This is a genomic window from Cricetibacter osteomyelitidis (assembly GCF_004340985.1).
GTDB lineage: Bacteria > Pseudomonadota > Gammaproteobacteria > Enterobacterales > Pasteurellaceae > Cricetibacter > Cricetibacter osteomyelitidis.
This window is the reverse complement of sequence record NZ_SLYB01000007.1, coordinates 26934-52091: the sequence shown is the minus strand read 5'-3', so window position 1 is coordinate 52091 and position 25158 is coordinate 26934. Positions and strand designations below refer to the sequence as shown.

General features: G+C 42.5%; 25 protein-coding genes. 9 read left to right on the top strand and 16 right to left on the bottom strand.

Annotated features, from left to right (window positions below; genetic code table 11):
- Nucleotides 1–35: 35 nt before the first annotated feature.
- From EDC44_RS04785 to nrdR, 5 genes are read right to left on the bottom strand one after another with little or no spacing between them, the layout of a single operon-like run.
- Nucleotides 36–1379 (bottom strand): anti-phage deoxyguanosine triphosphatase, encoded by a 1344-nt coding sequence (locus tag EDC44_RS04785; RefSeq protein WP_131975918.1) that lies wholly within the window; start codon nucleotides 1377–1379, stop codon nucleotides 36–38.
- Between the two features lie 14 nt (nucleotides 1380–1393).
- Nucleotides 1394–1993, bottom strand: coding sequence for a 5'-deoxynucleotidase (yfbR, locus tag EDC44_RS04780; RefSeq protein ID WP_131975916.1), 600 nt, complete (start codon nucleotides 1991–1993; stop codon nucleotides 1394–1396).
- A 2-nt stretch (nucleotides 1994–1995) separates the two neighbouring features.
- Nucleotides 1996–3057 (bottom strand): outer membrane-stress sensor serine endopeptidase DegS, encoded by a 1062-nt coding sequence (gene degS / locus EDC44_RS04775; protein WP_131975914.1) that lies wholly within the window; start codon nucleotides 3055–3057, stop codon nucleotides 1996–1998.
- Nucleotides 3054–4205, bottom strand: coding sequence for a bifunctional diaminohydroxyphosphoribosylaminopyrimidine deaminase/5-amino-6-(5-phosphoribosylamino)uracil reductase RibD (gene ribD / locus EDC44_RS04770; protein ID WP_131975912.1), 1152 nt, complete (start codon nucleotides 4203–4205; stop codon nucleotides 3054–3056). Before ribD ends, degS begins: the two co-directional genes overlap by 4 nt.
- A 2-nt stretch (nucleotides 4206–4207) precedes the next feature.
- The gene (gene nrdR, locus EDC44_RS04765; RefSeq protein ID WP_131975910.1) at nucleotides 4208–4657 is read right to left on the bottom strand and encodes a transcriptional regulator NrdR; all 450 of its coding nucleotides are present in this window, start codon (nucleotides 4655–4657) and stop codon (nucleotides 4208–4210) included.
- Nucleotides 4658–4829: 172 nt separating this feature from the next.
- Between nrdR and rlmE the strand changes: the two genes are divergently transcribed.
- Nucleotides 4830–5459, top strand: coding sequence for a 23S rRNA (uridine(2552)-2'-O)-methyltransferase RlmE (rlmE, locus tag EDC44_RS04760; protein ID WP_131975908.1), 630 nt, complete (start codon nucleotides 4830–4832; stop codon nucleotides 5457–5459).
- Between the two features lie 73 nt (nucleotides 5460–5532).
- Nucleotides 5533–7389, top strand: coding sequence for an ATP-dependent zinc metalloprotease FtsH (ftsH, locus tag EDC44_RS04755; protein WP_131975906.1), 1857 nt, complete (start codon nucleotides 5533–5535; stop codon nucleotides 7387–7389).
- 42 nt (nucleotides 7390–7431) lie between these two features.
- Here ftsH and qseC read toward each other — a convergent pair whose 3' ends face one another.
- The 5 genes from qseC to EDC44_RS04730 all read right to left on the bottom strand — a co-directional run bounded on the left by qseC (nucleotide 7432) and on the right by EDC44_RS04730 (nucleotide 12042).
- Nucleotides 7432–8811, bottom strand: a complete 1380-nt coding sequence (gene qseC / locus EDC44_RS04750) for a quorum sensing histidine kinase QseC (RefSeq protein ID WP_131975904.1) — start codon at nucleotides 8809–8811, stop codon at nucleotides 7432–7434.
- Nucleotides 8798–9466, bottom strand: a complete 669-nt coding sequence (locus EDC44_RS04745; protein WP_131975902.1) for a response regulator — start codon at nucleotides 9464–9466, stop codon at nucleotides 8798–8800. Before EDC44_RS04745 ends, qseC begins: the two co-directional genes overlap by 14 nt.
- A gap of 325 nt (nucleotides 9467–9791) precedes the next feature.
- A complete protein-coding gene (ychF, locus tag EDC44_RS04740; protein ID WP_131975900.1) occupies nucleotides 9792–10883 on the bottom strand; it encodes a redox-regulated ATPase YchF in 1092 nt (363 codons plus the stop codon).
- A 90-nt stretch (nucleotides 10884–10973) separates the two neighbouring features.
- Nucleotides 10974–11558: an aminoacyl-tRNA hydrolase gene (gene pth / locus EDC44_RS04735; protein ID WP_131975898.1), complete on the bottom strand. Its 585-nt coding sequence runs from the start codon at nucleotides 11556–11558 to the stop codon at nucleotides 10974–10976.
- Nucleotides 11559–11616: 58 nt separating this feature from the next.
- Nucleotides 11617–12042 carry an EamA family transporter gene (locus EDC44_RS04730; protein ID WP_131975896.1) on the bottom strand — a complete coding sequence of 142 codons (426 nt, stop codon included), beginning with the start codon at nucleotides 12040–12042 and terminating at the stop codon, nucleotides 11617–11619.
- A 71-nt stretch (nucleotides 12043–12113) separates the two neighbouring features.
- Here EDC44_RS04730 and EDC44_RS04725 point away from each other — a divergent pair, with 71 nt between their 5' ends.
- Nucleotides 12114–12416: an RnfH family protein gene (locus EDC44_RS04725; protein ID WP_131975894.1), complete on the top strand. Its 303-nt coding sequence runs from the start codon at nucleotides 12114–12116 to the stop codon at nucleotides 12414–12416.
- On the opposite strand, the gene yczE is transcribed toward EDC44_RS04725, so the two are convergent.
- Nucleotides 12413–13045, bottom strand: a complete 633-nt coding sequence (yczE, locus tag EDC44_RS04720) for a membrane protein YczE (RefSeq protein WP_131975892.1) — start codon at nucleotides 13043–13045, stop codon at nucleotides 12413–12415. The two genes, EDC44_RS04725 and yczE, sit on opposite strands and share 4 nt — an antisense overlap.
- Before the next feature lie 139 nt (nucleotides 13046–13184).
- Here yczE and EDC44_RS04715 point away from each other — a divergent pair, with 139 nt between their 5' ends.
- The 5 genes from EDC44_RS04715 (at nucleotide 13185) to EDC44_RS04695 (ending at nucleotide 18994) form a co-directional block, all read left to right on the top strand.
- Complete coding sequence (locus EDC44_RS04715) at nucleotides 13185–14450, top strand: NupC/NupG family nucleoside CNT transporter (RefSeq protein WP_131975890.1); 1266 nt, start codon at nucleotides 13185–13187, stop codon at nucleotides 14448–14450.
- Nucleotides 14451–14540: 90 nt separating this feature from the next.
- Complete coding sequence (locus tag EDC44_RS04710; RefSeq protein ID WP_131975888.1) at nucleotides 14541–15773, top strand: phosphopentomutase; 1233 nt, start codon at nucleotides 14541–14543, stop codon at nucleotides 15771–15773.
- 9 nt (nucleotides 15774–15782) lie between these two features.
- Nucleotides 15783–16499 (top strand): purine-nucleoside phosphorylase, encoded by a 717-nt coding sequence (deoD, locus tag EDC44_RS04705; protein ID WP_131975886.1) that lies wholly within the window; start codon nucleotides 15783–15785, stop codon nucleotides 16497–16499.
- 138 nt (nucleotides 16500–16637) lie between these two features.
- A complete protein-coding gene (locus EDC44_RS04700) occupies nucleotides 16638–17993 on the top strand; it encodes a Na+/H+ antiporter family protein (protein ID WP_131975884.1) in 1356 nt (451 codons plus the stop codon).
- Between the two features lie 47 nt (nucleotides 17994–18040).
- On the top strand, nucleotides 18041–18994 hold the full coding sequence (locus EDC44_RS04695; protein WP_131975882.1) for an AEC family transporter: 954 nt from the start codon (nucleotides 18041–18043) through the stop codon (nucleotides 18992–18994).
- Between the two features lie 41 nt (nucleotides 18995–19035).
- On the opposite strand, the gene mutT is transcribed toward EDC44_RS04695, so the two are convergent.
- The 3 genes from mutT to secM form a co-directional block, all read right to left on the bottom strand.
- Entirely contained in the window at nucleotides 19036–19455 is a 420-nt protein-coding gene (gene mutT / locus EDC44_RS04690; protein ID WP_131975880.1) for an 8-oxo-dGTP diphosphatase MutT, read from the bottom strand.
- Between the two features lie 68 nt (nucleotides 19456–19523).
- The gene (secA, locus tag EDC44_RS04685) at nucleotides 19524–22226 is read right to left on the bottom strand and encodes a preprotein translocase subunit SecA (RefSeq protein ID WP_131975878.1); all 2703 of its coding nucleotides are present in this window, start codon (nucleotides 22224–22226) and stop codon (nucleotides 19524–19526) included.
- Between the two features lie 98 nt (nucleotides 22227–22324).
- Complete coding sequence (gene secM, locus EDC44_RS04680) at nucleotides 22325–22636, bottom strand: secA translation cis-regulator SecM (RefSeq protein WP_131975876.1); 312 nt, start codon at nucleotides 22634–22636, stop codon at nucleotides 22325–22327.
- Between the two features lie 92 nt (nucleotides 22637–22728).
- Between secM and EDC44_RS04675 the strand changes: the two genes are divergently transcribed.
- Entirely contained in the window at nucleotides 22729–23043 is a 315-nt protein-coding gene (locus EDC44_RS04675; protein WP_131975874.1) for a DciA family protein, read from the top strand.
- A 150-nt stretch (nucleotides 23044–23193) separates the two neighbouring features.
- Here EDC44_RS04675 and EDC44_RS04670 read toward each other — a convergent pair whose 3' ends face one another.
- Nucleotides 23194–24042 carry a Dam family site-specific DNA-(adenine-N6)-methyltransferase gene (locus EDC44_RS04670; protein ID WP_131975872.1) on the bottom strand — a complete coding sequence of 283 codons (849 nt, stop codon included), beginning with the start codon at nucleotides 24040–24042 and terminating at the stop codon, nucleotides 23194–23196.
- 20 nt (nucleotides 24043–24062) lie between these two features.
- Nucleotides 24063–25157, bottom strand: a complete 1095-nt coding sequence (gene aroB / locus EDC44_RS04665; RefSeq protein WP_131975870.1) for a 3-dehydroquinate synthase — start codon at nucleotides 25155–25157, stop codon at nucleotides 24063–24065.
- Nucleotide 25158 lies beyond the last annotated feature (1 nt).

Here is a 25158-nt window from a genome sequence, read left to right as displayed (position 1 = left end):
CGGATAAAAAATGGGCGTTTCGTCCATTTTTCTTTTTACAAATTCTGATAAACCCTTAAAGCATAAGCATCGGACATTCCGGCCATATAATCGCAGATAATACGCTTTTTGTGCTGCGGTTCGGCATTTTTCCAGCGGTTTGCGGTGTTGCGAGGCAGTAGGCGTTCCGGGTCGGATTCAAAGATTTGGAACATTTCCGTTAAAATCCGTTGGCCTTTGTATTCGATGCGTTGGGTTTCCACATCACGGATCACATATTGCCACACAAATTTTTTAAAGATCGTCAGCACTTCTACTACTTCCGGCGGTAATTGTGCGTTATAACGCAATAACGGCTCGTCAAAATCTGCAGTTTGTACCCAACGCACGTTGGTGATGAAATAATTAACCAAGGCACCGATGGCGTTTTTGCGTTCGTAGTGATAATCGGAAAACAACTTTTGTGTGATTAATTCCAAGTTATTTTGCATCCATTTTGATTGACATTGCGAAAGCTTGGTGAAAGCGTCTTGCCATTCTTGCAGACTAATCACGCCCACCACAATGGCATCTTCTAAATCGTGGACACCATAGGCAATATCGTCCGCCAATTCCATAATACTACAATCTAATGATTTAAAACGGGTTTTCAAAAACTCTTGCGGATTCGACCGCTCTTTTTGATAGCTGCCGAACAAAGTGCGGTCACTTTCCGATAACGGCTGCAGCAACCAAGCAAAAGTTTCTAAATCATCACGAAAAATACCCTTGCCTGGTTTCCAATCCGCAATTTTCACATAACGAGGATCATGCTGTAGTTCCGGCAGTTGGGTATATTGCGGCGACACCAGATCTAAAATCGTCGGATATTTCACCACGCCCAACAATGTGCGGCGGGTTAAGTTCATTCCCGCATGGGGCGTATAAGGCTCCAGTTTGGTTAAGATACGAAAGGTATGAGCATTTCCTTCAAAACCGCCCGCATCACGCATCATATAATTTAATGCCACTTCCCCGCCGTGTCCAAAAGGAGGATGTCCGATATCATGAGCAAAACACAGGGTTTCGATTAAATCCGTGCTGGGTAAAATCGGCTTAAGCTGTCTTTGCAATTCTGCTTTATCTTGCGAAAGCACATCGGCAATTGTGGTGAACGCATCGCTAAATTTAAGCTGGGAGACCAGGCTGCTGCCGATTTGTGCCACTTCCAAAGAATGGGTTAAGCGGGTACGATAGAAATCATTTTCTCCCACGGCGTGGATTTGCGTTTTTGCCTGTAAACAACGGAAAGCAGCGGAATGCAATACTCGTCCGCGATCTCGACGATAGGCAGGTCGGTGATCTTTTTCTCTGGCTTTATCGGCAATAAAACGTTCTTGCCATTGTGGATTAATCTGCATTATGTTCACCTTAATTACAGGGTAATTTCATCAATGGATCGCCCGAAGCTCGGCACAAAAACCTGCATAAAATAATCCATTTCAGCACTGTGCCATTGTTCCATTAATTTTTCCAACCGCACTTTTGCCGGTTTGAATTCATTATTGCCGTGTTCCAATTCGTCTTTCACTTTAATATAAGCACAAATAATATCCGCCTGTTTCACAATATATTTTTCTTGCGGGGCGATTTGCTCGCTGTCTAAATAACCGGCAAACTCCCCTTGCAGTTCGGCGGGCAGCAGACTCAGCAAATGCAATTCGGCCGCGGTTTCAATTTGTTTATAGGCTTCTGTAATTTGCGGATTAAAATATTTAATTGGGGTGGGCAAATCGCCGGTAAAAATTTCCGAAGTATCGTGATACATCGCCATTACCGCAATACGCTCCGCATTAACCGAACCTTGATAAAATTTATTTTTAATCACCGCCAACGCGTGAGCTACAAAAGCCACTTGCAAGCTGTGTTCCGCCAGATTTTCCTTTTCCATATTCCGCATAAGCGACCAGCGTTGGATCAAACGCAAGCGATCCAAACAGGCAAAAAAGTGGCTGGTTTTGATGTTTGCATTCATCACTATTCTCCCGATACTACTGTATTCGGTACGATTAATTCTCCGATTGTCACCGGTAAAACTAAAATTTTACCCAAGCGTAATACGCTTACATTGATCTGTGTATAAGGTGCAGTATCAGAAATCAGCTCCATCATTTGCGGAGCAGAATGAATTTCTGTGTTATCCATTTTCACGATCACATCACCGGCCTGGATACCCGCTTTTTCCGCCGGACCATTTGGAGCAACACTGGAAATTAACACGCCTTGTCCGTCAAATCCTTTACCGTTGCTATACAGAATATTTGATCCCACCCCTAAATAACCGCGGATCACTCGACCATCACGGATAATTTTATGCATTACTTTATTGGCAATATCAATAGGAATGGCAAAATTCAGCCCTTCGGCGATTTCATTGCTGTCTTTGCCGATACTCAGCGTGCTGATACCGATCAACTCGCCTAGGGAATTAATCAATGCACCGCCGGAATTTCCACGGTTGATTGATGCATCAGTTTGAATAAAATTTTGACGACCGGAGGCATCGCCCACTGCATTACGGCCGGTAGCACTGATAATGCCTTGCGATACGCTTTGCCCTAAGTTATAAGGATTGCCGATTGCCAGCACTACATCGCCCACACTGATTTGGCGATCGGGATTTTGCGGGATAGTCGGTAGATTTTCAGCATTGATTTTCAACACCGCAATATCCGTTAGGTTATCCGAACCCACCAAGGTTGCCGACGAAACTTGACCACTTTGCAAGGCCACCACAATTTGATCGGCATTTTGGATGACATGACGATTCGTTAAAATATAACCGTCTTTTGACATAATCACGCCGGACCCCAAATTACGCACTTCCAATTCTGTATCACTGTTATTTTGTGTGGCGGAAAAAGAGCGGTTATATACGTTCACCACTGCCGGTGATGCCAATCGCACGGCACTTTTAAAGGAAACCACATCATCAGACAAATAAAATGATGTCATCGAGCGAAATTGCGGAATCACTAATAAGATCAGCAAGGCCGCCAATAAGCCGATCACGGCTGATTTAATAAGTTTTTTGATCATTCTGTTTCCTTGTATTCTCTACTATAAACCAATTTTACATCTTGTCCGATTTGTGTCATTGAATGCAACTTCCATTGTGGGGCATCGACCAAGCGGGTTAAATGAGGCAAGTGACATAATCCGCGGGCATCACTGCCTAATAATTTCGGCGCAATATATAAAATCAGTTCATCGATTAAATCCGCTTCAATTAACGCACCTGCAAAAGTCGCTCCCGCTTCCACCCAAAGGGTATCGATTTGCCGTTGCCCTAATTCCCGCATTAAACTTAACAAGGGATTTTGCATGTTTTCAGGTAAAAGAATTTCCGTTAAGTGCGGTAGATTTTTAGTAAATTTTTCATTTCTTGCACTGTTTGAAACCAGCCATACCGGCGATGGAATTTGGAATATTTGTGCAGAAAACGGTACTTTATGCTGTCGGTCTAAAATTACCCGCACGGGCTGCCGCACTGAATTTTCCGGATAAACCGACCGCACTTTTTCCGGCAACTGCTGCCAGCGGATATTTAAACCGGGATCATCTGCCAACACAGTAGCCGATGTGGATAAAATCGCTGATGCTTTTGCCCGCTCCGCCTGCACATCGGCTCGGGCTTCCGTACCGGTAATCCATTTGCTTTCACCGCTGGCCATTGCAGTGCGGCCATCTAAACTCATTGCCAATTTCAGCCGTACAAAAGGCAATCCGGTTCGCATTCGCTTCAGAAAGCCTTTGTTGATGGCTTCCGCTTTTTCTTGCAATAATCCCACCGCACTTTCAATGCCCGCCTCGGACAGCATTTTCAAGCCACAACCTGCCACTTGTGGATTAGGATCCGTCATTGAAGCGATCACTTTGCCTACTTTGGCATTAATCAATCCCAAGGCGCAAGGCGGCGTTCGCCCAAAATGGGAGCAGGGTTCTAAAGTCACATAAGCGGTCGCTCCCTGCACATCATTTCCCCGCTGTTCGGCATCCCGCAACGCCATCACTTCCGCATGCGGTTCACCGGCTTTGTGATGATACCCTTGCCCGATCACCTCACCATTTTTCACCAATATACAGCCTACATTGGGATTCGGCGTGGTGGTAAACTGCCCCCGCACTGCCAAATCCAATGCCATTTGCATAAATTGTTTATCTTGTGAAGTAAATTGAGTCGGCATCGTTAGTCCTTAATTTTTTCGATTTCCTTTCCAAACTGGGCAATATCATCAAAGCTGAGATAAACGGAAGCAAAGCGGATATAGGCGACTTTGTCTAATTTTTTCAGTTCGTCCATCACTAATGTACCCACTAATTTGCTCGGCACTTCCCGTTCGCCGGTAGCTCGCAGTTGATGGATAATATGGGCGATTGAGCGTTCCACATCGTCTGAACTGACCGGGCGTTTTTCTAAGGCATGCTGAATACCGCGACGTAGTTTGGCTTCATCAAAGGGTTCGCGGTTACCATTGCTTTTGATCACTTTCGGCAGAAGAAGCTCAGCGGTTTCAAAGGTAGTAAAGCGTTCATGGCATACAATGCACTCGCGGCGGCGGCGAACTTGAAATCCGTCCGATACTAAACGGCTGTCGATCACTTTTGTATCATTGGCAAAGCAAAATGGACAATGCATAGTAACTTCCTTTAAAATCTGATAAATAGTGATTTATTTTAGCAAAGTTTTAAAATTTTTGTTAATTTTTACCGCACTTTATGTCGACTTATTTTCCCATAGGGCTTGAAATCCCTGTATAATGCCCTAATATTTTCGACATTCGTGTGTTTTAACCAACAATTAACAATCTATGGGCAGTAAAAAACGTTCGGCGAGTTCCAGTCGCTGGCTAAATGAACATTTTAAAGATCCGTTTGTACAAAAAGCACATAAGCAAAAATTGCGTTCTCGTGCTTATTTCAAACTGGATGAAATTCAACAAACCGACCGTTTGTTTAAACCGGGGATGACCGTGGTAGATCTCGGTGCAGCACCGGGGGGATGGTCACAATATGCAGTAAGCCAAATCGGTGTAAAAGGCCGCGTGATTGCTTGCGATATTTTAGAAATGGATCCTATTGTAGGTGTGGATTTCCTGCAAGGGGATTTCCGTGATGAGAATGTGCTCAATACGTTGCTTGAACGTGTCGGCGAAGAAAAAGTGGACGTTGTCATGTCTGATATGGCGCCAAATTTCAGCGGTATGCCGTCGGTGGATATTCCGCGTGCTATGTATTTAGTGGAATTGGCGTTGGATATGTGCAAACAAGTGCTTGCTAAAAAAGGCGGTTTTGTAGTGAAAGTTTTCCAAGGGGAAGGATTTGACGAGTATTTGCGTGAAATCCGCTCGCTGTTTAACGTAGTGAAAGTACGCAAACCGGAAGCTTCTCGCGGTCGTTCCCGCGAAGTATATATTGTTGCAACAGGCTATAAATTATAACCATAGATCTTATTTGCGGTTTATGATTAAATAGCCATTCGTAATTTTTATTAATTTTTTATGAGGTAAGACCTTGAATGACATTGTAAAAAATTTAATCCTGTGGACTGTGGTCGCTATCGTTATGATGACGGCTTATCAAGGATTCAATTCGCCGTCCAGTGCTAACGCTATGGACTATACAACCTTTGTTACCGATGTGGGTAATAATCAAGTGAGTCAAGCTCGTTTTGACGGTAATGAAATTGCCGTAACCAAAACGGACGGCACAAAATACAACACGGTTTTACCGTTAAACGACAATCAGATTTTAAATGATTTGTTAAATAAAAAAGTTAAAGTTGAAGGTACACCACCGGAAAGACGCGGATTATTATCTCAAATCTTGATTTCTTGGTTCCCAATGCTGTTCTTGGTGGGCGTGTGGTTATTCTTTATGCGTCAAATGAACGGCGGCGGTGGCCGTGGTGCCATGGGATTCGGTAAAAGCCGTGCCCGTTTAATGACCCAAGAACAGATCAAAACTACTTTTGCGGATGTTGCCGGTGCGGATGAAGCAAAAGAGGAAGTGGGCGAGATCGTAGATTTCTTACGTGATCCGAGCAAATTCCAAAAATTAGGCGGTAAAATTCCAAAAGGCATTTTAATGGTCGGCCCGCCGGGAACCGGTAAAACCTTATTGGCAAAAGCCATTGCCGGTGAAGCTAAAGTGCCGTTTTTCACGATTTCCGGTTCGGACTTTGTGGAAATGTTCGTAGGTGTGGGAGCTTCCCGTGTACGTGATATGTTTGAACAAGCGAAAAAAGCCGCACCTTGCTTAATCTTTATTGATGAAATTGATGCGGTGGGTCGTCAACGTGGTGCGGGTTTAGGCGGCGGTCACGATGAACGCGAACAAACCTTAAACCAAATGTTGGTAGAAATGGACGGTTTTGAAGGCAATGAAGGTGTCATCGTTATTGCTGCAACCAACCGTCCGGACGTATTAGACCCGGCATTAACCCGCCCGGGTCGTTTTGACCGACAAGTGGTGGTTGGTCTTCCGGATGTACGTGGTCGTGAACATATCTTAAAAGTGCATATGCGAAAAGTACCTATCGCCCCCGAAGTGGATGCAATGGTATTAGCACGCGGAACACCGGGCTACTCCGGTGCGGATTTGGCGAACTTAGTGAATGAAGCGGCATTATTTGCAGCTCGTAATAATCAACGTATCGTCACCATGTTGGATTTTGAAAAAGCGAAAGACAAAATCAATATGGGGCCGGAACGTCGCACAATGATTATGACGGAAAAACAAAAAGAATCCACCGCTTATCATGAAGCCGGTCATGCTATTGTGGGTTATTTGGTGCCTGAACACGACCCAGTACATAAAGTAACAATTATTCCGCGTGGTCGTGCCTTAGGTGTGACTTTCTTTTTACCGGAAGGCGATCAGGTGAGTGTAAGTCAAAAACAATTAGAAAGTAAACTTTCTACTTTATATGCAGGTCGTTTGGCGGAAGACTTGATTTACGGTGAAGAAAATATATCTACCGGTGCCTCTAACGATATTAAAGTGGCCACCAATATTGCTCGTAATATGGTGACACAATGGGGTTTCTCCGACAAACTCGGTCCGATTCTCTATACGGAAGATGACGGCGAAGTGTTCTTAGGCCGCTCAATGGCGAAAGCAAAGCATATGTCCGATGAAACCGCACATGTTATTGATGAAGAAGTGCGGTCGATTGTAAACCGAAATTATGAACGTGCCCGTCAGATTTTGGTGGATAATATGGATATTTTACATGCAATGAAAGATGCGTTAGTGAAATATGAAACCATTGAAGAAGAGCAAATCAAACAATTGATGAACCGCGAACCGGTGACACCACCAATGGGATGGAACGACAGTTCGCATCAAACTCAAGCACAAGCTGATTAAACTGAAAATAGTTATTAATACCCGCTCAATAGCGGGTATTTTTTATCGCAAATTAATTGCCACTCTTAAGCCTATACGTTCGTCTTGATTATTTTTCACATTTTCCAACCGCACTTTGTAATGATGCAGTTCAGCAATGCGATGTACAATAGATAATCCCAAACCACTGCCCTTTTCATTTTGACCGGCAGGGCGATAGAAACGTTGACCGAGTTTTGCCAAATCATCATCACTGACACCACCGCCGTTATCTTCCACCACAACCTGATGATTATCTAAAATCACTTTGATCGTACTATGCTCCGAGCAATATTTAATGGCATTATCAATTAAATTACGCAACATGAGCGAAATCAATAATGGCTGACCTTGTTGTAACGTTGATATACCGTTATTCTCAAAAACCAACTCAATATGGCGTTTTTGTGCGATGAAATAACGTTCGCCGATTAAGGATTCGATAATCTTATCCCAATGAATATGTTCTAAATTATCCAATTCATTTAAAGCATCAAGCCGAGAAAGAGTTAATAGCTGTTCCACCAATTGTGTCGCCCTATCAATGCCTTGGGTTAAATGATTTAACGCTTCATTTCGCATTTTGGTATCGTCGCCAGCCATTTGAGCCAGTTCCGTTTGGATCCGTAAAGCGGCTAACGGGCTGCGTAACTCATGTGCGGCATCTGATGTAAAACGCCGTTCCCGCAGCAAGGTATTTGATGTACGACTGAAAAATTCGTTTAAATTATTTACCAACGGCAATGCTTCCGTCGGCAGATTTTCCGTACTCAGCAAATGATGGGCATCCGGTGAACGACTTTCCAAATCTTTTGTCACACGTCTAAAACTTTTCATTTCTTTCGTCACCACAAAATAGATTACACCAAATAAAAATGGTAAACCGAGCAACCAAATCCACATTTGGCTTAGTACCATTTTTTCTACCAAATCTTTACGATAATCCAATTCTTGTCCAACAGCCACCATTAACTGATGATCTGGTGTCGGAAGCCAAAAAATTCGCCATTTATCATCATCACCATAAATTTCTGTCACAGAAAAACCGCGTACGGGTTTATAAAAGAAATTCTCGCCATTACGTCCGTCACTGACTAAAATTTCGCCATTTCGGGTAAACACCGCAAAAGCAAGGGCATCATCATCTAATTCTAATTTAGGTCGCCCCGGTGCACCGCGATGAAAGGGACGGAACCCACCCCGTTGATTACGTTTCAACAAAAGTGTATTCATATCCGATGATGTGAGCCGTTCGGCAAATAAAATTTGTTGTGTATCAAACAATTCATTAATTTCTTTAGCCGCCTGCCGCCAAGCAATCGCAGTGGCAATGCCCCACAAGCAAAGTGCGGCAACAGATAAAAACAAAATCAAACGAACACGTAAGCTTCTAGTTTTCATCATTGGTTCCTAAGGTATAACCGATACCGTGCACAGTGCGGATAAAGGTTTTACCCAATTTTTTACGCAAGCTGTGAATATGTACTTCAAGGGCGTTACTACTCACTTCGTCATCCCAATTATAGAGTTTTTCTTCAATGGATGATCGAGATAGTACCCGTTCTTTATTCATCATAAAGAGTTCTAATAAATTATATTCGCGAGCAGTGAGCATGACTTCTTCATCATTCAGTAACACGCGATGTTGCGTCGGATCAAATGTCACATTGCTATGTTCAATAATAGGATTGGTATGTCCGTGACTGCGGCGGATCAAGGCTTGCAAGCGAGCCACCACTTCGGCTAACGCAAAAGGTTTGCATAAATAATCGTCGGCACCGCTTTGTAAGCCTTTAACCCGTTCATCTAAAGTATCACGAGCAGTTAAAATTAAGACAGGCACATTTTGATTGTCCTTCCGCCAACGCTGCAGAATATCTAAACCGTCCATTTTCGGCAAAGTAAGATCTAACACTACGGCATCATAAGGAGCAAATTTCAAGGCATCAAAACCGGTTTTGCCGTCCGTAAACCAATCCACCGAAAAACCGGATTTATCTAATCCGATATTTAAACCGTTTCCAATCAGCGGATCATCTTCAATTAATAAAATTCGCATTGTTCCCCCCTTAATAGCCCAAAAGTGCGGTATTTTTTGTAGAAATTTTAACACAAAAAAACGGCATTTCTGCCGCGGAATCATAATTAAATCATTATCGGCATTGAGCGCGTGCATCAGCACGACATGCCATACCTTGCGAAGTATTTAGTGCGTTATCCGCTTGTGCTTAATATTTAATAGATACTCACTTTCAAGTGTCCGTAGTAAAACAGGGAAATATTAAGAAAAGATTAAGGCTGATAAAATTTTTTTAGATATAAAAAATGCTGAACCAATATCACGTTGGCACAGCATTTATCATTATTTTCAATAAGTTATTAATTTACACATTAAAACGGAAATGCATCACATCGCCGTCTTGTACGATATATTCTTTCCCTTCCAAACGCCATTTTCCTGCTTCTTTAGCGCCGTTTTCGCCTTTGAACCGAATGAAATCATCGTAAGCAATCACTTCCGCACGAATAAAGCCTTTTTCAAAATCCGTATGGATTACGGCTGCGGCTTTCGGTGCAGTTGCTCCCACAGAAACCGTCCAAGCTCGCACTTCTTTTACGCCTGCGGTGAAATAAGTCTGTAAGTTTAACAAGGCATAACCGGCACGGATGACACGGTTTAAACCCGGCTCTTCAATGCCTAAATCTTGCAAGAATTCCACTTTCTCATCGTCATCAAGCTCGGCAATTTCAGATTCAATGGCCGCACACACCGGCACAACCACCGCACCTTCTTTTTCGGCAATTTCACGCACGCGGTCGAGATACGGATTATTTTCAAAACCGTCTTCGTTCACGTTGGCAATATACATAGTCGGTTTTAGAGTTAAGAAATTATAACCTTTGATAGCCTGTAATTCGTCTTTATCCAACCCCACAGAACGGATCATACCGGCATTTTCCAGCACAGGCAGGATTTTTTCCATAACGGACAATTCAAATTTGGCATCTTTATCGCCGCCTTTGGCTCGTTTGGTTAAACGTTGGATGGCTTTTTCACAGCTGTCCAAATCCGCCAGGGCTAATTCAGTGTTGATGGTGTCAATATCCTCTGCAGGATCAATTTTTCCTGCAACGTGTACGATATCGTCATTTTCAAAACAACGTACAACATGGCCGATAGCGTCGGTTTCACGGATATTTGCCAAGAATTTATTACCTAAACCTTCGCCTTTGCTTGCACCCGCAACTAAGCCTGCAATATCCACAAATTCCATAGTAGTCGGCAATACGCGTTCCGGTTTAACGATTTCCGCCAAAGCCTCCAAACGCGGATCGGGCATTGGTACAACACCGGTATTTGGTTCAATGGTACAGAACGGATAGTTCGCCGCTTCAATACCGGCTTTGGTTAACGCATTAAATAATGTTGATTTGCCCACATTCGGTAAACCCACAATACCGCATTTAAATCCCATAATTGTTTTCCTTTATATTTTACGGGTTTCCCCCGTCATTTTGAGTTATCAATAATTTTATCAGTGGGCAGCAAATGCTCCCTATAGTAACTATGCTTTAAACGCATTTAAACGATTCATTGCTTTGGTGATATCGTCTTTAAAAATAGTTTCCACGCCGATCACCGCTTCATCAAGGGCTTTATCGATCAATGTCCAATCTATTGGCGAGGGCTTTCCCAGCACATAAGACGACACCAGATTTTTATCCCCCGGATGACCGATACCGATACGCAAACGGTAGAAGTTTTTATTATTGCCTAATTGAGCAATGCTGTCTTTCAAACCGTTATGTCCGCCGTGTCCGCCGCCTTGTTTGAGTTTCGCCACACCGGGCGGTAAATCCAATTCATCGTGAGCGATTAAAATTTCTTCCGGTTTAATACGGTAAAATGCAGCTAGCGTCCCTACCGCTTTACCGCTTAAATTCATAAACGTGGTCGGCACTAAGAAGCGCACTTCCTGTCCGTTAATTAAAGTGCGGGCAGTTTTGCCGAAAAATTTGTTTTCTGCGGCCAAACTGAAATTAAACTTGCGGGCTAATCGTTCAATCAACCACTCCCCCGCATTATGGCGGGTGTCCGCATATTTATCGCCGGGATTACCCAGCCCGACAATTAATTTAATTTGTGACATGACACATTCTCTCAATAAAAAGGTGCGATATTGTAGCGGAAAACCGTTTAATTCTCAATTAAAAAGCCAGTACCAATACACCGGCAACAATCAGACTCGAGCCGAGCATTAATTTCCAGCTGATAGGTTCGCCTAATATGACAATTCCCAATACAATGGCAATCACTACGCTGAGTTTGTCGATTGGGGCGACCCAAGAAGCGGGGGCAAGCTGCAATGCACGATAATAAAGCAGCCAAGAAAGCCCCGTTGCCACGCCGGATAAAATCAGAAAAGCCAACGGTTTGGCGGCAATATGTTGGGGCAAATACCATTCATTGCGGGCGGTAATAATGCCTCCGGCCATCACCAGCACCACGATAGTGCGAATAAAGGTGGCTAAATTGCTGTTAATTCCTTCCACGCCCAATTTGCCTAAAATGGCTGTGAGTCCGGCAAAAAATGCCGAACCTAATGCAAACAATACCCAAGATGATTGAAACATAAAATTTTCCTCATTTACACCGCACTTTTTCGCTATAATAGCAAAAAATGCTTGAATGAATAAGGTTTATTATGTCCCAAATCAGTATCGAAATTGTCTATGCCTACCCTGAACGTCATTATTTAAAACGATTCACTTTAGATGAAGGTACAACCGTGCAAGCGGCAATTGTGCAATCAGGAATTTTGCAGCAGTTTCAGGAAATTAATCTGGCGGAAAATAAAGTGGGCATTTTCAGTCGTCCGGTAAAATTAACGGACACTTTAAATGACGGTGATCGTATTGAAATTTATCGTCCGCTGTTGGCGGATCCGAAAGAAATCCGGCGTAAACGTGCGGCAGCACAAGCGGCGGCAAAAGCGGATAAGCACTAATTACGTAGAAAAGATAAAGTAAGTTGCACAATCCAGCCGATAGAGAAAGCGAATAATAAAGTGCCTAAGCCTAAAATACCGCCTAATAACCATCCGCTAATACACATGGTAACTTCCAAACACGTACGCACCACGCCGATCTTCCAGTTAAAGCGGTGGCATAATCCCACCATTAATCCGTCTCGCGGTCCTGCTCCCATATGACAGGTGAGATAAAGTGCGGTGCCAATCCCCAAAATTCCGATACCGAATAGGGCAAATAAAATGCGATTGAACAATTCTATCGGCTTGGGTATTAAGACCACGGTCAAACCGAGAAATAATGCAATTACTAAAACATTTAAAATCGTACCTAAACCGGGCTTTAACTTGAGCGGAAACCAAAGCAACATCACGACCACACTAACGATCAATGATCCCCAACCCACGCTGAAATGACCTTGCAATGCAATGCCTTGAGCAAGCACCGTTCCGGGTGCCGAACCCAGTTCGGAAAGTACTAATAAACCATCACCGACACCCATAATCACTAAAGAAAACAGTAACATAGATAATGCTTTTAGTTCTACCGTCCATAATGCGTCTGCGGTCCATTTGGTTTGCGGGAGTACGCTATATTTATCGCTCATATACGCTCTTCTGAATTTCTAACCTGCTCATCATAATAGAAAAAACAGAATTTACTTAAGACATTTATTGCATTATTAATAGCGTTTTGAACTAAAAATCAGTAGAATTGCCCCATTAAATTTATCTCAAGGTGATCTTATGGATGTATTAATTAGTCTTTTAGGCATAGTGGTGTTACTGGGAATAGCATTTTTGCTTTCCAACAACCGTCGAGCCATAAATTTCCGTACCGTATTCGGTGCATTATTTATTCAAATTGCCATCGGTGCATTGATTCTTTACGTGCCCGCCGGTCGTCATGCTTTACAATGGTTGGCTGATGGTGTCGCCAAAATCATTGCTTACGGAAACGAAGGGATCAGTTTTGTCTTCGGTGCATTTGCCAGCGATAAAATGTTTGAAGTATTTGGCGGTGGCGGTTTCATTTTTGCCGTACGCGTGCTGCCGATTATCGTATTCTTCTCCGCCTTAATTTCCCTACTCTATTACATCGGCGTAATGCAATGGGTCATCAAAGTAATCGGCGGTGCATTACAAAAATTATTAGGCACATCGAAAGCGGAATCCATGTCCGCTGCAGCCAATATTTTCGTCGGTCAAACCGAAGCACCGTTAGTGGTGAAACCTTATATCAGCAAAATGACGGAATCTGAATTATTCGCCATTATGTGCGGCGGCTTGGCTTCTATTGCGGGTTCGGTGATGGCGGGTTATGCCGGAATGGGCATACCGCTACCATATTTGATCGCCGCTTCTTTCATGGCTGCACCGGCCGGATTATTATTCGCAAAAATCTTATTACCGCAAACAGAAAAATTTAATGATGATTTAGAAAACGTCGATATTGAAAAACCGTCTAATATGTTAGATGCCGCTGCTGCCGGTGCCAGTTCCGGGATGCAGTTGGCATTAAATGTGGGAGCGATGTTAATCGCATTCGTTGCATTAATCGCTTTAATCAACGGAATTCTCGGCGGCGTGGGCGATTGGTTCGGTTATCCTGAATTATCCCTTGGAATGATTTTCGGCTGGGTGTTCAAACCGCTTGCGTGGGTGGTCGGCGTGCCATGGAACGAAGCGGAAATCGCCGGTCAAATGTTCGGTATTAAACTGGCGGTCAACGAATTTGTGGGTTATATGGAATTTACCAAATACCTTTCACCGGAAAGTGCGGTACAATTAACGGATAAAACCAAAGCCATCATCACTTTCGCGTTATGTGGTTTTGCGAATCTGGGCTCCGTTGCCGTATTAATCGGTGGTTTGGGCGGAATGGCACCGAATCGCCGCGGTGACATTGCACGACTCGGGATTAAAGCGGTCATTGCGGGTTCTTTGGCAAATCTCATGAGTGCAACGATTGCCGGATTGTTTATCGGGCTCAGCGGTGCTGTGCCGGCCTAACAAGAAATGAACAAACACCACGAAACTCGTGGTGTTGTCGTATAGAACATACGAAAACATTTGCGTAAATAATAAATAAAAGGAGCAAAAATGAAACGTGTATTTATCATGCTGCTGGACTCTTTCGGTATCGGAGCTTCCGCCGATGCTGAAAAATTCGGCGATAAAGGCTCTGATACCTTAGGACATATCGCTCAATATTGTGCCGAAGGCAAAGCGGATACCCAAAATCGTCAAGGACCGTTATCATTGCCTAATTTAGAAAAATTGGGACTGGGCTTAGCGGCCAAAGAATCTACCGGATGCTTACCAAAAAACTTCCAAAACACACCGCACTTAATAGGCGGCTATGCTTTTGCTCAAGAAATTTCATCCGGCAAAGACACGCCTTCCGGCCACTGGGAAATTGCCGGAGTACCTGTGTTATTTGATTGGGGATATTTCCCACAGCACGAAAACAGCTTTCCGCAAGAATTATTGGATCGTATTGTGAAAAAAGCCAATTTACCCGGCTATTTAGGCAATTGTCATTCATCGGGCACAGTAATTTTAGATCAATTGGGTGAAACCCATATGAAAACCGGCAAACCGATTTTCTACACATCGGCGGATTCTGTGTTTCAAATCGCTTGCCATGAAGAAACTTTCGGTTTGGAAAAGCTCTATGAACTCTGCCAATTAGTGCGTGATGAATTAGAAAGCTACAATATCGGCCGAGTCATTGCCCGTCCGTTTATAGGCAACCATGCCGGTGAATTTCAACGTACCGGCAACCGTCACGATTATGCCGTCGAGCCACCGGCTCCGACCGTTTTGAAAAAATTAGTAGATGAACAACAAGGGGATGTAGTGTCTATCGGTAAAATCGCCGATATTTACGCTCACGTGGGCATTACCCGCCAAGTGAAAGCCACCGGTTTGCCGGAATTATTTGATAAAACACTCACAGAAATAAAAAGTGCGGGCGAAAATACTATTGTTTTCACTAACTTTGTGAATTTCGATTCCGACTACGGCCACCGCCGCGATGTGGCAGGTTATGCCTCCGCCTTGGAATATTTTGATTGCCGCTTGCCGGAATTATTAGAACTGGTGAATGATGACGACCTGTTGATTATCACCGCCGACCATGGTTGCGATCCTACCTGGCACGGTACGGATCACACCCGCGAACATATTCCTGTGTTATTATACGGTCAAAACGTACCGAAAACCTTTTTAGGCAAACGGGATACCTTTGCCGATATCGGTCAAACCGTCGCAGCCTATTTCGGATTAAGCGAAATGGATTATGGAACAGCAATATTACTATTTACAAAATAAGGAAAAATGATGACTCCACATATTAACGCACCAGCTGGTGCTTTTGCCGATGTTGTATTAATGCCGGGCGATCCGCTACGTGCAAAATACATTGCCGAAACCTTTTTAGACAACGCCCAAGAAGTGACCAATGTCCGCAATATGTTGGGCTACACCGGCACATACAAAGGTCGAAAAATATCCGTAATGGGGCATGGAATGGGAATTCCGTCCTGCTCTATTTACACAAAAGAACTGATCACCGAATACGGTGTGAAAAAAATTATTCGCATAGGCTCTTGCGGCGCCGTTCGCCAAGATGTAAAAGTACGTGATGTGATTATCGGCATCGGAGCCTGCACCGATTCCAAAGTCAACCGTATCCGTTTTAAAGACAACGATTTTGCCGCTATTGCCGATTTTGATATGGCGACGGCAGCCGTACAAGCCGCTAAAGCAAAAGGTGTGGCAGTGCGTGTAGGCAATTTATTCTCCGCAGATTTATTCTACACACCGGATGTGGAAATGTTCGATGTAATGGAAAAATACGGCATTTTAGGCGTAGAAATGGAAGCCGCCGGCATTTACGGCGTTGCCGCTGAATTTGGTGCTAAAGCACTTTCCATCTGCACCGTCTCCGATCATATCCGCACAGGCGAACAAACTTCCGCCGAAGAACGCCAACTCACTTTTAATGAAATGATTGAAGTGGCGCTGGAATCGGTATTACTCGGCGATAACGATTAATTTAATAAATTTCTTCAAAACCGACCGCACTTTTTTCAAAATTTCTACCAAAAGTGCGGTTATTTTTTTGAAAAATTTCTGATAAGTCGGTAAACTTAAAACCATTTTATAACTTTACAATAATTTACAGGAATCATTATGCTGACAAATGAAGTTGTACTTTCCATTATTCTCTTATTAGTACTCAGTTTATTGCGTATTAATGTGGTAATCGCATTAGTTATCTCCGCATTGGCTGCGGGATTATTGGGCGGCTTGGACTTGCCCGAAACCATTAAAACGTTTACCGGCGGTTTAGGCGGCGGTGCAGAAGTCGCAATGAACTATGCTATTCTCGGTGCTTTTGCAGTAGCCATTTCAAAATCCGGTATTACGGATTTACTCGCCTTTAAAGCCATCAAAATGATAGGTCAAGATCCGAACGGTCGCCAAGTATTTTGGTTTAAATATTTGATCCTTGCCATATTGTTGGCTTTCGCAATTTCTTCACAAAATTTATTGCCGGTACACATTGCCTTTATTCCTATTGTCGTGCCGCCGTTATTAAGCATTTTCAATAAATTAAAAATAGACCGTCGTGCGGTTGCTTGTGTGTTGACGTTCGGTTTAACCGCAACTTATATGCTATTGCCGGTGGGCTTCGGTAAGATCTTTATTGAAAGTATTTTGGTTAAAAATATCAACCAAGTAGGCGAAAACTTAGGTCTGCATACCAATGTGGCAGAAGTATCATTGGCAATGTCGATTCCGGTAATCGGTATGGTAATTGGTTTATTAACGGCTATTTTTATTACTTACCGTAAACCCCGCGAATACAAAGTTTTAACCGCTGAACCGACTACGATGGAAATCGAATCCCATATTCAAAATATTAAACCCTTCCATGTTATTGTAAGTATTGTCGCAATTGTTGTCACTTTTGCTATTCAATTATTTACCAGTTCAACGATTATCGGAGGATTAGTCGGTTTAATGATTTTTGCTTTGGGCGGTGTATTCAAACTGAAAGAAAGCAATGATGTTTTCCAACAAGGCTTACGTTTAATGGCGATGATCGGTTTTGTGATGATCGCGGCCTCGGGCTTTGCCAGTGTTATCAATGCTACCGGTGGTGTTCCGGAATTGGTGGAGTCCTTTAGCCAAGGTTTAGGCACAGATAATAAAGGAATAGCAGCATTTTTAATGTTACTCGTCGGTTTATTTATCACTATGGGAATTGGTTCATCATTCTCAACCGTGCCGATTATTACTTCTATTTATATTCCGTTATGCTTATCTTTCGGTTTCTCTCCGTTAGCCACCGTCGCAATTGTGGGCGTATCGGCAGCATTGGGCGACGCCGGTTCACCGGCTTCCGACTCAACATTAGGTCCGACATCGGGGTTGAATGCAGACGGCAAACATGATCATATTTGGGATTCTGTCGTACCAACCTTTATTCACTATAATATTCCGTTGTTAGTCTTCGGCTGGATTGCAGCAATGACATTATAATTCCAAGGGGCGTACTAATCATACGCCCTTTTTGATAATTTAAAATTATGAATGAATTTCTAACTTCTCTCGAATTTTCGGTCACAATTATTTTACCGAATGTATTGTTATTACTGCTCGGCGTATTTTTACGTCAACAGCAGTTTATTGACGATAAATTTTGTGATCAATCCTCCAAAGTGTTATTTCACTGTACTCTACCCTTACTTTTATTTCTCGGTATTATCTCGAATAAAATCGATTTTTCCGCACAATTCACCATGATTGCTGCCGGTGTGACAGGAACATTGCTACTTTATTTTACGGGTGAATTCATTGCAGCAAAAACTGTTGAAAAAAAACAACGTGCTATTGTTACCCAGGCATTTTTTCGCGGTAATGCCGGAATTCTGGGGGTTGCACTCTGCTCAAATGCCTATGGACATGCAGGTATTGCCACGGCGGCGGTTTATGTAGCTGCCATTGTATTTTTATTCAACATACTGTCTGTTATCACCTTGACGAATTCATTAACAGATAATCAAAAACTTAATATAACTGCAATGTTTCTTCAATTGGCAAAAAATCCGCTTATCATAGGTATTACAATTGCTATCATCTTCAATACACTAGAACTGACCTTACCCAAACCACTACATTCCACAGCCAACTACGTAGCCAATATGACAATGCCATTAGCATTAATCTGTGCCGGTGCAAGTCTAAACTTAAAAAAGACGGAAAATCCCTCTTATGTCGCAATATGGTCGGCATTAGCCAGAAATTTGGTTGCCCCGATAACGTTGGTAGTAGTCGGTTTATCCTTTGGTTTAAAAGGCATAGAGCTCGGCGTTATCTTTTTAATTACCGCTACACCTCTAGCGGCTGCAGCCTATCCGATGGTTCGCAGCATGGGTGGAGATGCTAAATTAACAGCAAATATTATTGGTCTGACGACAATAGGTTCAATGTTTACTGTAGCTATTGGTTCCGTTATTCTCAAACAATTTAATTTAATGTAAACACAAATGCTGCCGCAATATTTGCGGCAGTAATTTGAGGATTAGTTCAATGTTTCCGCTAGCAACCGCTGAATTAATTTCGCATTAGCCGGTGGAAATTGTCCCGCATCCAGTTCGTTTTGCGGTAACCAAAAGCCTTCTTGCCCTTCTCGACCGAAAGGCTCGCCTAACCATTCTTCCACAAGATAAAAATAAAATTCGATGATTTTGGTGGGATATTCAAAGGTAAATTTTTCATAGGGATAGGCACTTAAAACGTGGATCCCGACTTCTTCTTCCAACTCGCGTTTTAAGGCTTGTTCCGGTGTTTCGCCTTCAGTCATTTTACCGCCGGGAAATTCTAAAGCCTGGGCAAAATCCTGTCCTTCCAGGCGTTGAGTGAGATAAATTTGTTTAAATTCATTGCGGATAATGCCGACGGCAACGTTAACTAAAGGTTTTGATGTTTGAGGAATTGTCATTATTGTTTTCCTTACAAAAAGTGCGGTTAATTAAAAAACTTTTTTAAAATCAACCGCACTTTTACTTATTATGCTTTTACACGACTACCGTGGCAATGTTTGTATTTCTTACCGGAACCACACGGGCAAGGTTCGTTTCGACCGATTTTGCGTTGAGACGGTTCCGCATTTTCATTATCCGCTTCATCGCCGTTAGTGTGATATTGCATTGCCGCACTGCTGTTTTGGGCAGCTTGCCGGCGTGCCTGCTCGGCAGCTTCCATTTCATCCTGCGTGCGTACTTGAACTTTGCTCAAGGTCGTCACAACTGCCAGTTTTAAAGCATCCAACATTTCCGTAAACATTTGGAATGACTCTTTTTTATATTCCTGTTTCGGATCTTTTTGTGCATAACCGCGTAAATGAATCCCTTTGCGTAAATGATCCATCGCAGCCAGATGCTCTTTCCACAATTCATCTAAGATTTGTAACATCACACCTTTTTCAAAATTACGCATGGTGTCTGCACCGACCATATCTTCTTTACGTTGATATTCCTGCACGGCAGCTTCTACAATGCGTTCGCGTAAGGTTTCTTCGTGTAAATGGTTATCTTGCTCTAACCATTGAGCAATAGGCAATTCTAAAGCAAAATCTGTTTTTAAATGTTGCTCCAATCCCGCAATATCCCATTGTTCTTCTAAAGACTGCGGCGGAATATGCTGGCTGATTACCGTATTCAGCACATCTTCACGCACCGCGGCAATAGTTTCAGAAATATCGCCTTGATCCAATAACTCATTACGTTGCCGATAAATTGCGTGGCGTTGATCATTTGCCACATCGTCAAATTGTAAGAGATTCTTACGACCATCGAAGTTATGTGCTTCCACTTTTGCCTGAGCTTGAGCTACCACACGGGCTAACATTTTGGATTCCATCGCTTCGCCCGGTTCGGTGAATGCTTTACGCATCATATTGAGCTTGCCTTCATTTAAGAAAATACGCAATAAACCGTCTTCTAAAGACAAGTAGAAACGAGATGAACCCGGGTCACCTTGGCGACCGGAACGACCGCGTAACTGATTGTCGATACGACGAGATTCGTGACGTTCCGTACCAATAATATGCAAACCGCCGGCCTGCATTACGATATCGTGACGTTCCTGCCACGCGGCTTTAATCGCCTCAATTTGTTCTTCCGTCGGATTTTCTAACTTATCCACTTCCGCTTTCCAGTTACCGCCTAATACGATATCAGTACCACGACCTGCCATATTGGTAGCAATGGTCACCACACCCGGATAACCGGCATTGGCAACGATTTCCGCTTCTTGTGCGTGGAATTTAGCATTTAATACATTGTGTTTGATACCCGCTTTATTCAGGGCGTTAGACAATAATTCCGATTTTTCGATAGATACCGTCCCAACTAACACTGGTTGATTACGGGCAACGCAGTCTTTAATATCTTCGATAATAGCATCAAATTTATATTGTTCGTTTTCAAACATTAAATCCGTCCGATCATCACGGATCATCGGACGGTTAGTTGGAATCACCACCGTTTCCAAACCATAAATTTGTTGAAATTCAAAAGCTTCTGTATCTGCCGTACCGGTCATACCCGCTAATTTTTCATATAAACGGAAATAGTTTTGGTAGGTAATAGAAGCAACGGTTTGGTTTTCACCCTGAATTTGCACGCCTTCTTTTGCTTCAATGGCTTGATGCAAACCGTCAGACCAACGACGACCAGCCATGGTACGGCCGGTATGTTCATCTACAATTACGATCTCACCGTCTTTAACAATATAATCCACATCTTTTTCAAATAAAGTATGTGCACGCAATGCCGCATAAACGTGGTGTAATAAACTGATGCGAGCCGGAGAATAAAGGGATTCGCCTTCATTCATAAAGCCTTTCGCCGTCAATAATTCTTCAATTTTAATCTGACCGCGTTCGGTTAAATGGGCTTGTTTATTTTTTAAATCTAAGAAGAAATCGCCTTCACCCTGATATTCATCACTGTCCTCTTTTTCTTGTTGGACAAGCTGCGGAATCAGTTTATCAATGGCTATATAAAGCTCAGAGCTGTCTTCTGCCGGACCGGAAATAATTAATGGTGTACGGGCTTCATCAATTAAAATAGAATCCACTTCATCCACCAACGCATAATGTAATTGGCGTTGGAAACGGGCATCCGCTGAATGCGCTAAGTTGTCACGCAAGTAGTCAAAACCTAATTCGCTGTTGGTAGCATAAGTAATATCCGCTGCATAAGCCGCACGTTTTTCATCCGGTTGCATACCCGGCACATTCACACCCACGGTCATACCTAAAAATTCAAATAACGGGCGATTAGTTTCCGCATCGCGGCGAGCCAAATAATCATTCACCGTCACCACATGCACGCCTTTACCGGTCAAGGCATTTAAGTAACAAGGCAAGGTTGCGGTTAAAGTTTTGCCTTCACCGGTACGCATTTCCGCGATACAGCGATCATTTAAAACCATTCCTCCCACTAATTGCACATCGAAAGGACGCATGCCCAACACTCGACGGCTGGCCTCACGCACAGTGGCAAAAGCTTCGGGAATCAATGATTCTAAAGTTGCTCCATCTGCCAAACGTTGTCTGAATTCGGCTGTTTTAACTTTTAATTCATCATCGCTTAAGGCTTCAAAAGACGGTTCTAATTGATTAATTTGTTTTACAATTTTATTTAAACGACGTAGCACGCGATCGTTGCGGCTACCAAAAATTTTAGTTGCAATAGTTCTAAGCATAATTTTCTCTCATTGAGTTGTGTGAGCAGTTGTTACTCACTGATAAAATAAATCCGTTGAAGCAAATATAACTGCACCAACCTATAAAATAGAATAAATTATGCGAGAACAGGTCCGGCCCGAATGGGCGCTAAAGGATTAATAAGAAAAGCGGCAAAGTGCGGTTCAATTTGCAAAAATTTTTGCCGTGCCGCTATTTGTGTATAGGATTGAATTTGAGTTTGTTGCGTTTGCTTAAATTGCAATACTCGATCAAATAAGGATTGAGGCTGTAAGGTTTGTTCGTTTTGATAGGTGTTTTCCGCTGCCGTGCGATTCTCCAAAGGCTGTGTTGCGGGCAACAAAAAAATCGCAATCATACCGGCAAGTATCTGCGACCATAAAGAATGTTTATTTTTGTTGCGAATCATAAAAACGAATTATTACCTAAAAATTTTGTTGATTATACTCAAATTCCGTTAGAATGTCATAAATATAAGGATAAATAATTGAAAATCAAGCTATGCAAAATAAAAAAATCACTAATATCAAAACATTGATTGAAAATTCTCATTTAAGCAAAATTTTGCAAAAATCCACCGCACTTAATCAATTAAATGAGCGATTAACGGCATTATTTCCTACGGAGTTTAAAGGATTATTTCGTGTTAGCAACATGGAAAACAGCACGTTGATACTGGAAGTGAAAAGTGCCATGGTGCGACAAGCATTGTTATTTCGCCAACAGGAATTATTAAATCAGATTCAACAAGTCAAACCGGAATTAACCGAACTCAGTTTTAAAATAAATCCGTCTCTCGCCATAAATAAGGCATAGCTTAATTAGCTATGCCTTCGTATCCTAAAAAATTATGGTTTTTTATCGTTTTGACCGTATGATGTATTTTAAGCAATTTTCCACTATACAAATCATACTGCTATTTGATAGTAGCTACTCTATAAATAACATAAAGAAAAAGAACGGCAATTATTGTGCTTTAAACACCGCAATCAATTCACCGACTTTTATGCGTTTATCGCCGGATTGACTAATGGAACGTTGCACCTTTAATTTTTTTAACTTTGCCCCTTGATAAATTTTGCGGGTAAACGCAGTGTCGTGATTGGATACAATCACTTGGGTGTTTTGTAAATTTACCGTATTTCTGGCTAGCTCGGCAAGAGCCTGCTGATGTTGCAAAGAAAATTCGTGGCTGGAATAGCTGGTAAAATTGGTGATTTGACGAATGGGTGCATAAGGCGGATCGCAATAAATCACGGAATGTTCGTCCGCCAGTTTAAAAGTTTCATTAAAATCCTGGCAAATAAACACCGCACTTTGAGCTTTTTCCGCAAAATAACGCAGTTCCTCTTCGGGAAAATAATGGGTTTTGTAGCTACCGAAAGGCACATTAAATTCGTGTTTGGAATTGTAGCGGCATAAACCGTTGAAGCCGAAACGGTTTAAATATAAAAATAGTACGGAGCGGATAAATACATCATCAGTGTGATTGAATTGCTCCCTCTGCGTGTAATAATAGGCTGCGGTATTGGCCTGCGGATGAAAAAAAATCGGCTTTAATGCTTCAATATAACTTTCTACATCCGCTTTGACAATGTTAAATAGATTAATCAGATCAGCATTCACATCCGCCAAGATATAGCGTTCAAAGTGCGTATTTAAAAAAACAGATCCCGCCCCCACAAAAGGTTCGATCAAACAGGATTTATTTTTCGGGAATTGTTTAATGATTTCATCCGTTAAACGAAATTTACCGCCCGCCCATTTGAGAAAAGAGCGGTGCTTTTCGGCTGAAGTTTTTTTAGCGGACGGCATAAGTAAGATCGCTTCAACAATTAATTGTTATTGGTTTGCGTAAAACGACGAATCGCCTGCAACACTTGCTCTTTGTCGGAATCCATTGCCACATAAGCCTGACCTAAGGATTTCAACAGCACTAAACGCAATTTACCCGCCAACACTTTTTTATCGCGCATCATGTAAGGCAAATAATCTTCCGGTTGCATACCATCCGGTGAAATAGTCGGCAAATTAGCACGGGCAAATAATTTTTCTAAGCGGGCAACATCTTGTACGCTTAAATCGCCTAAAATTTCAGATAATGCCGCCGCCATCATTGAACCGGCAGACACCGCTTCACCGTGCAACCAGTTGCCATAGCCTAAATAAGCTTCAATAGCATGGCCGAAGGTATGACCTAAATTTAATAATGCACGCTCGCCTTTTTCCGTTTCATCGCAAGCCACAACATCTGCTTTAATTTGACAACAACGGGCAATACAAAATTGCAGATCTTGTTGATTGAGCGCTACTAAATGATCAATATGCTGCTCTAACCATTCAAAAAACGGTAAGTCTAAAATTGCACCATATTTAATCACTTCAGCCAAGCCGGCATTCACTTCTCGTTTTGGCAAACTATTCAACGTTAAGGTATCAATAATTACGGTTTGCGGTTGATAAAACGCTCCGATCATATTTTTGCCTAACTTGTGATTTACGCCGGTTTTACCGCCCACGGAGGAATCCACTTGAGCCAATAAAGTCGTAGGAATTTGAATAAATTTAATTCCGCGTTGGTAACTTGCTGCCGCATAACCGGCAATATCGCCGATCACGCCGCCACCTAATGCGACTAACTGAGTATCGCGGCCGTGATTACCCTTTAGCAACGCAGTAAAAATTAAATTTAAAGATTCTAAGGTTTTATATTTTTCACCGTCAGGCAGTAATACGTGCTCTACCACACAGCCTTTTTTCGTTAAAGTGTCCGTGACGGTATCAAGATAGAATTGAGCGACGGTAGGATTTGTCACAATCATCACTTTTTGTCCGGCTTTCAGCGGATAAACATCGGGATTTTGTAATAAATTTTCACCGATATAAATTGGATAACTGCGTTCTTTTAATTCTACATTAACCGTCAACATA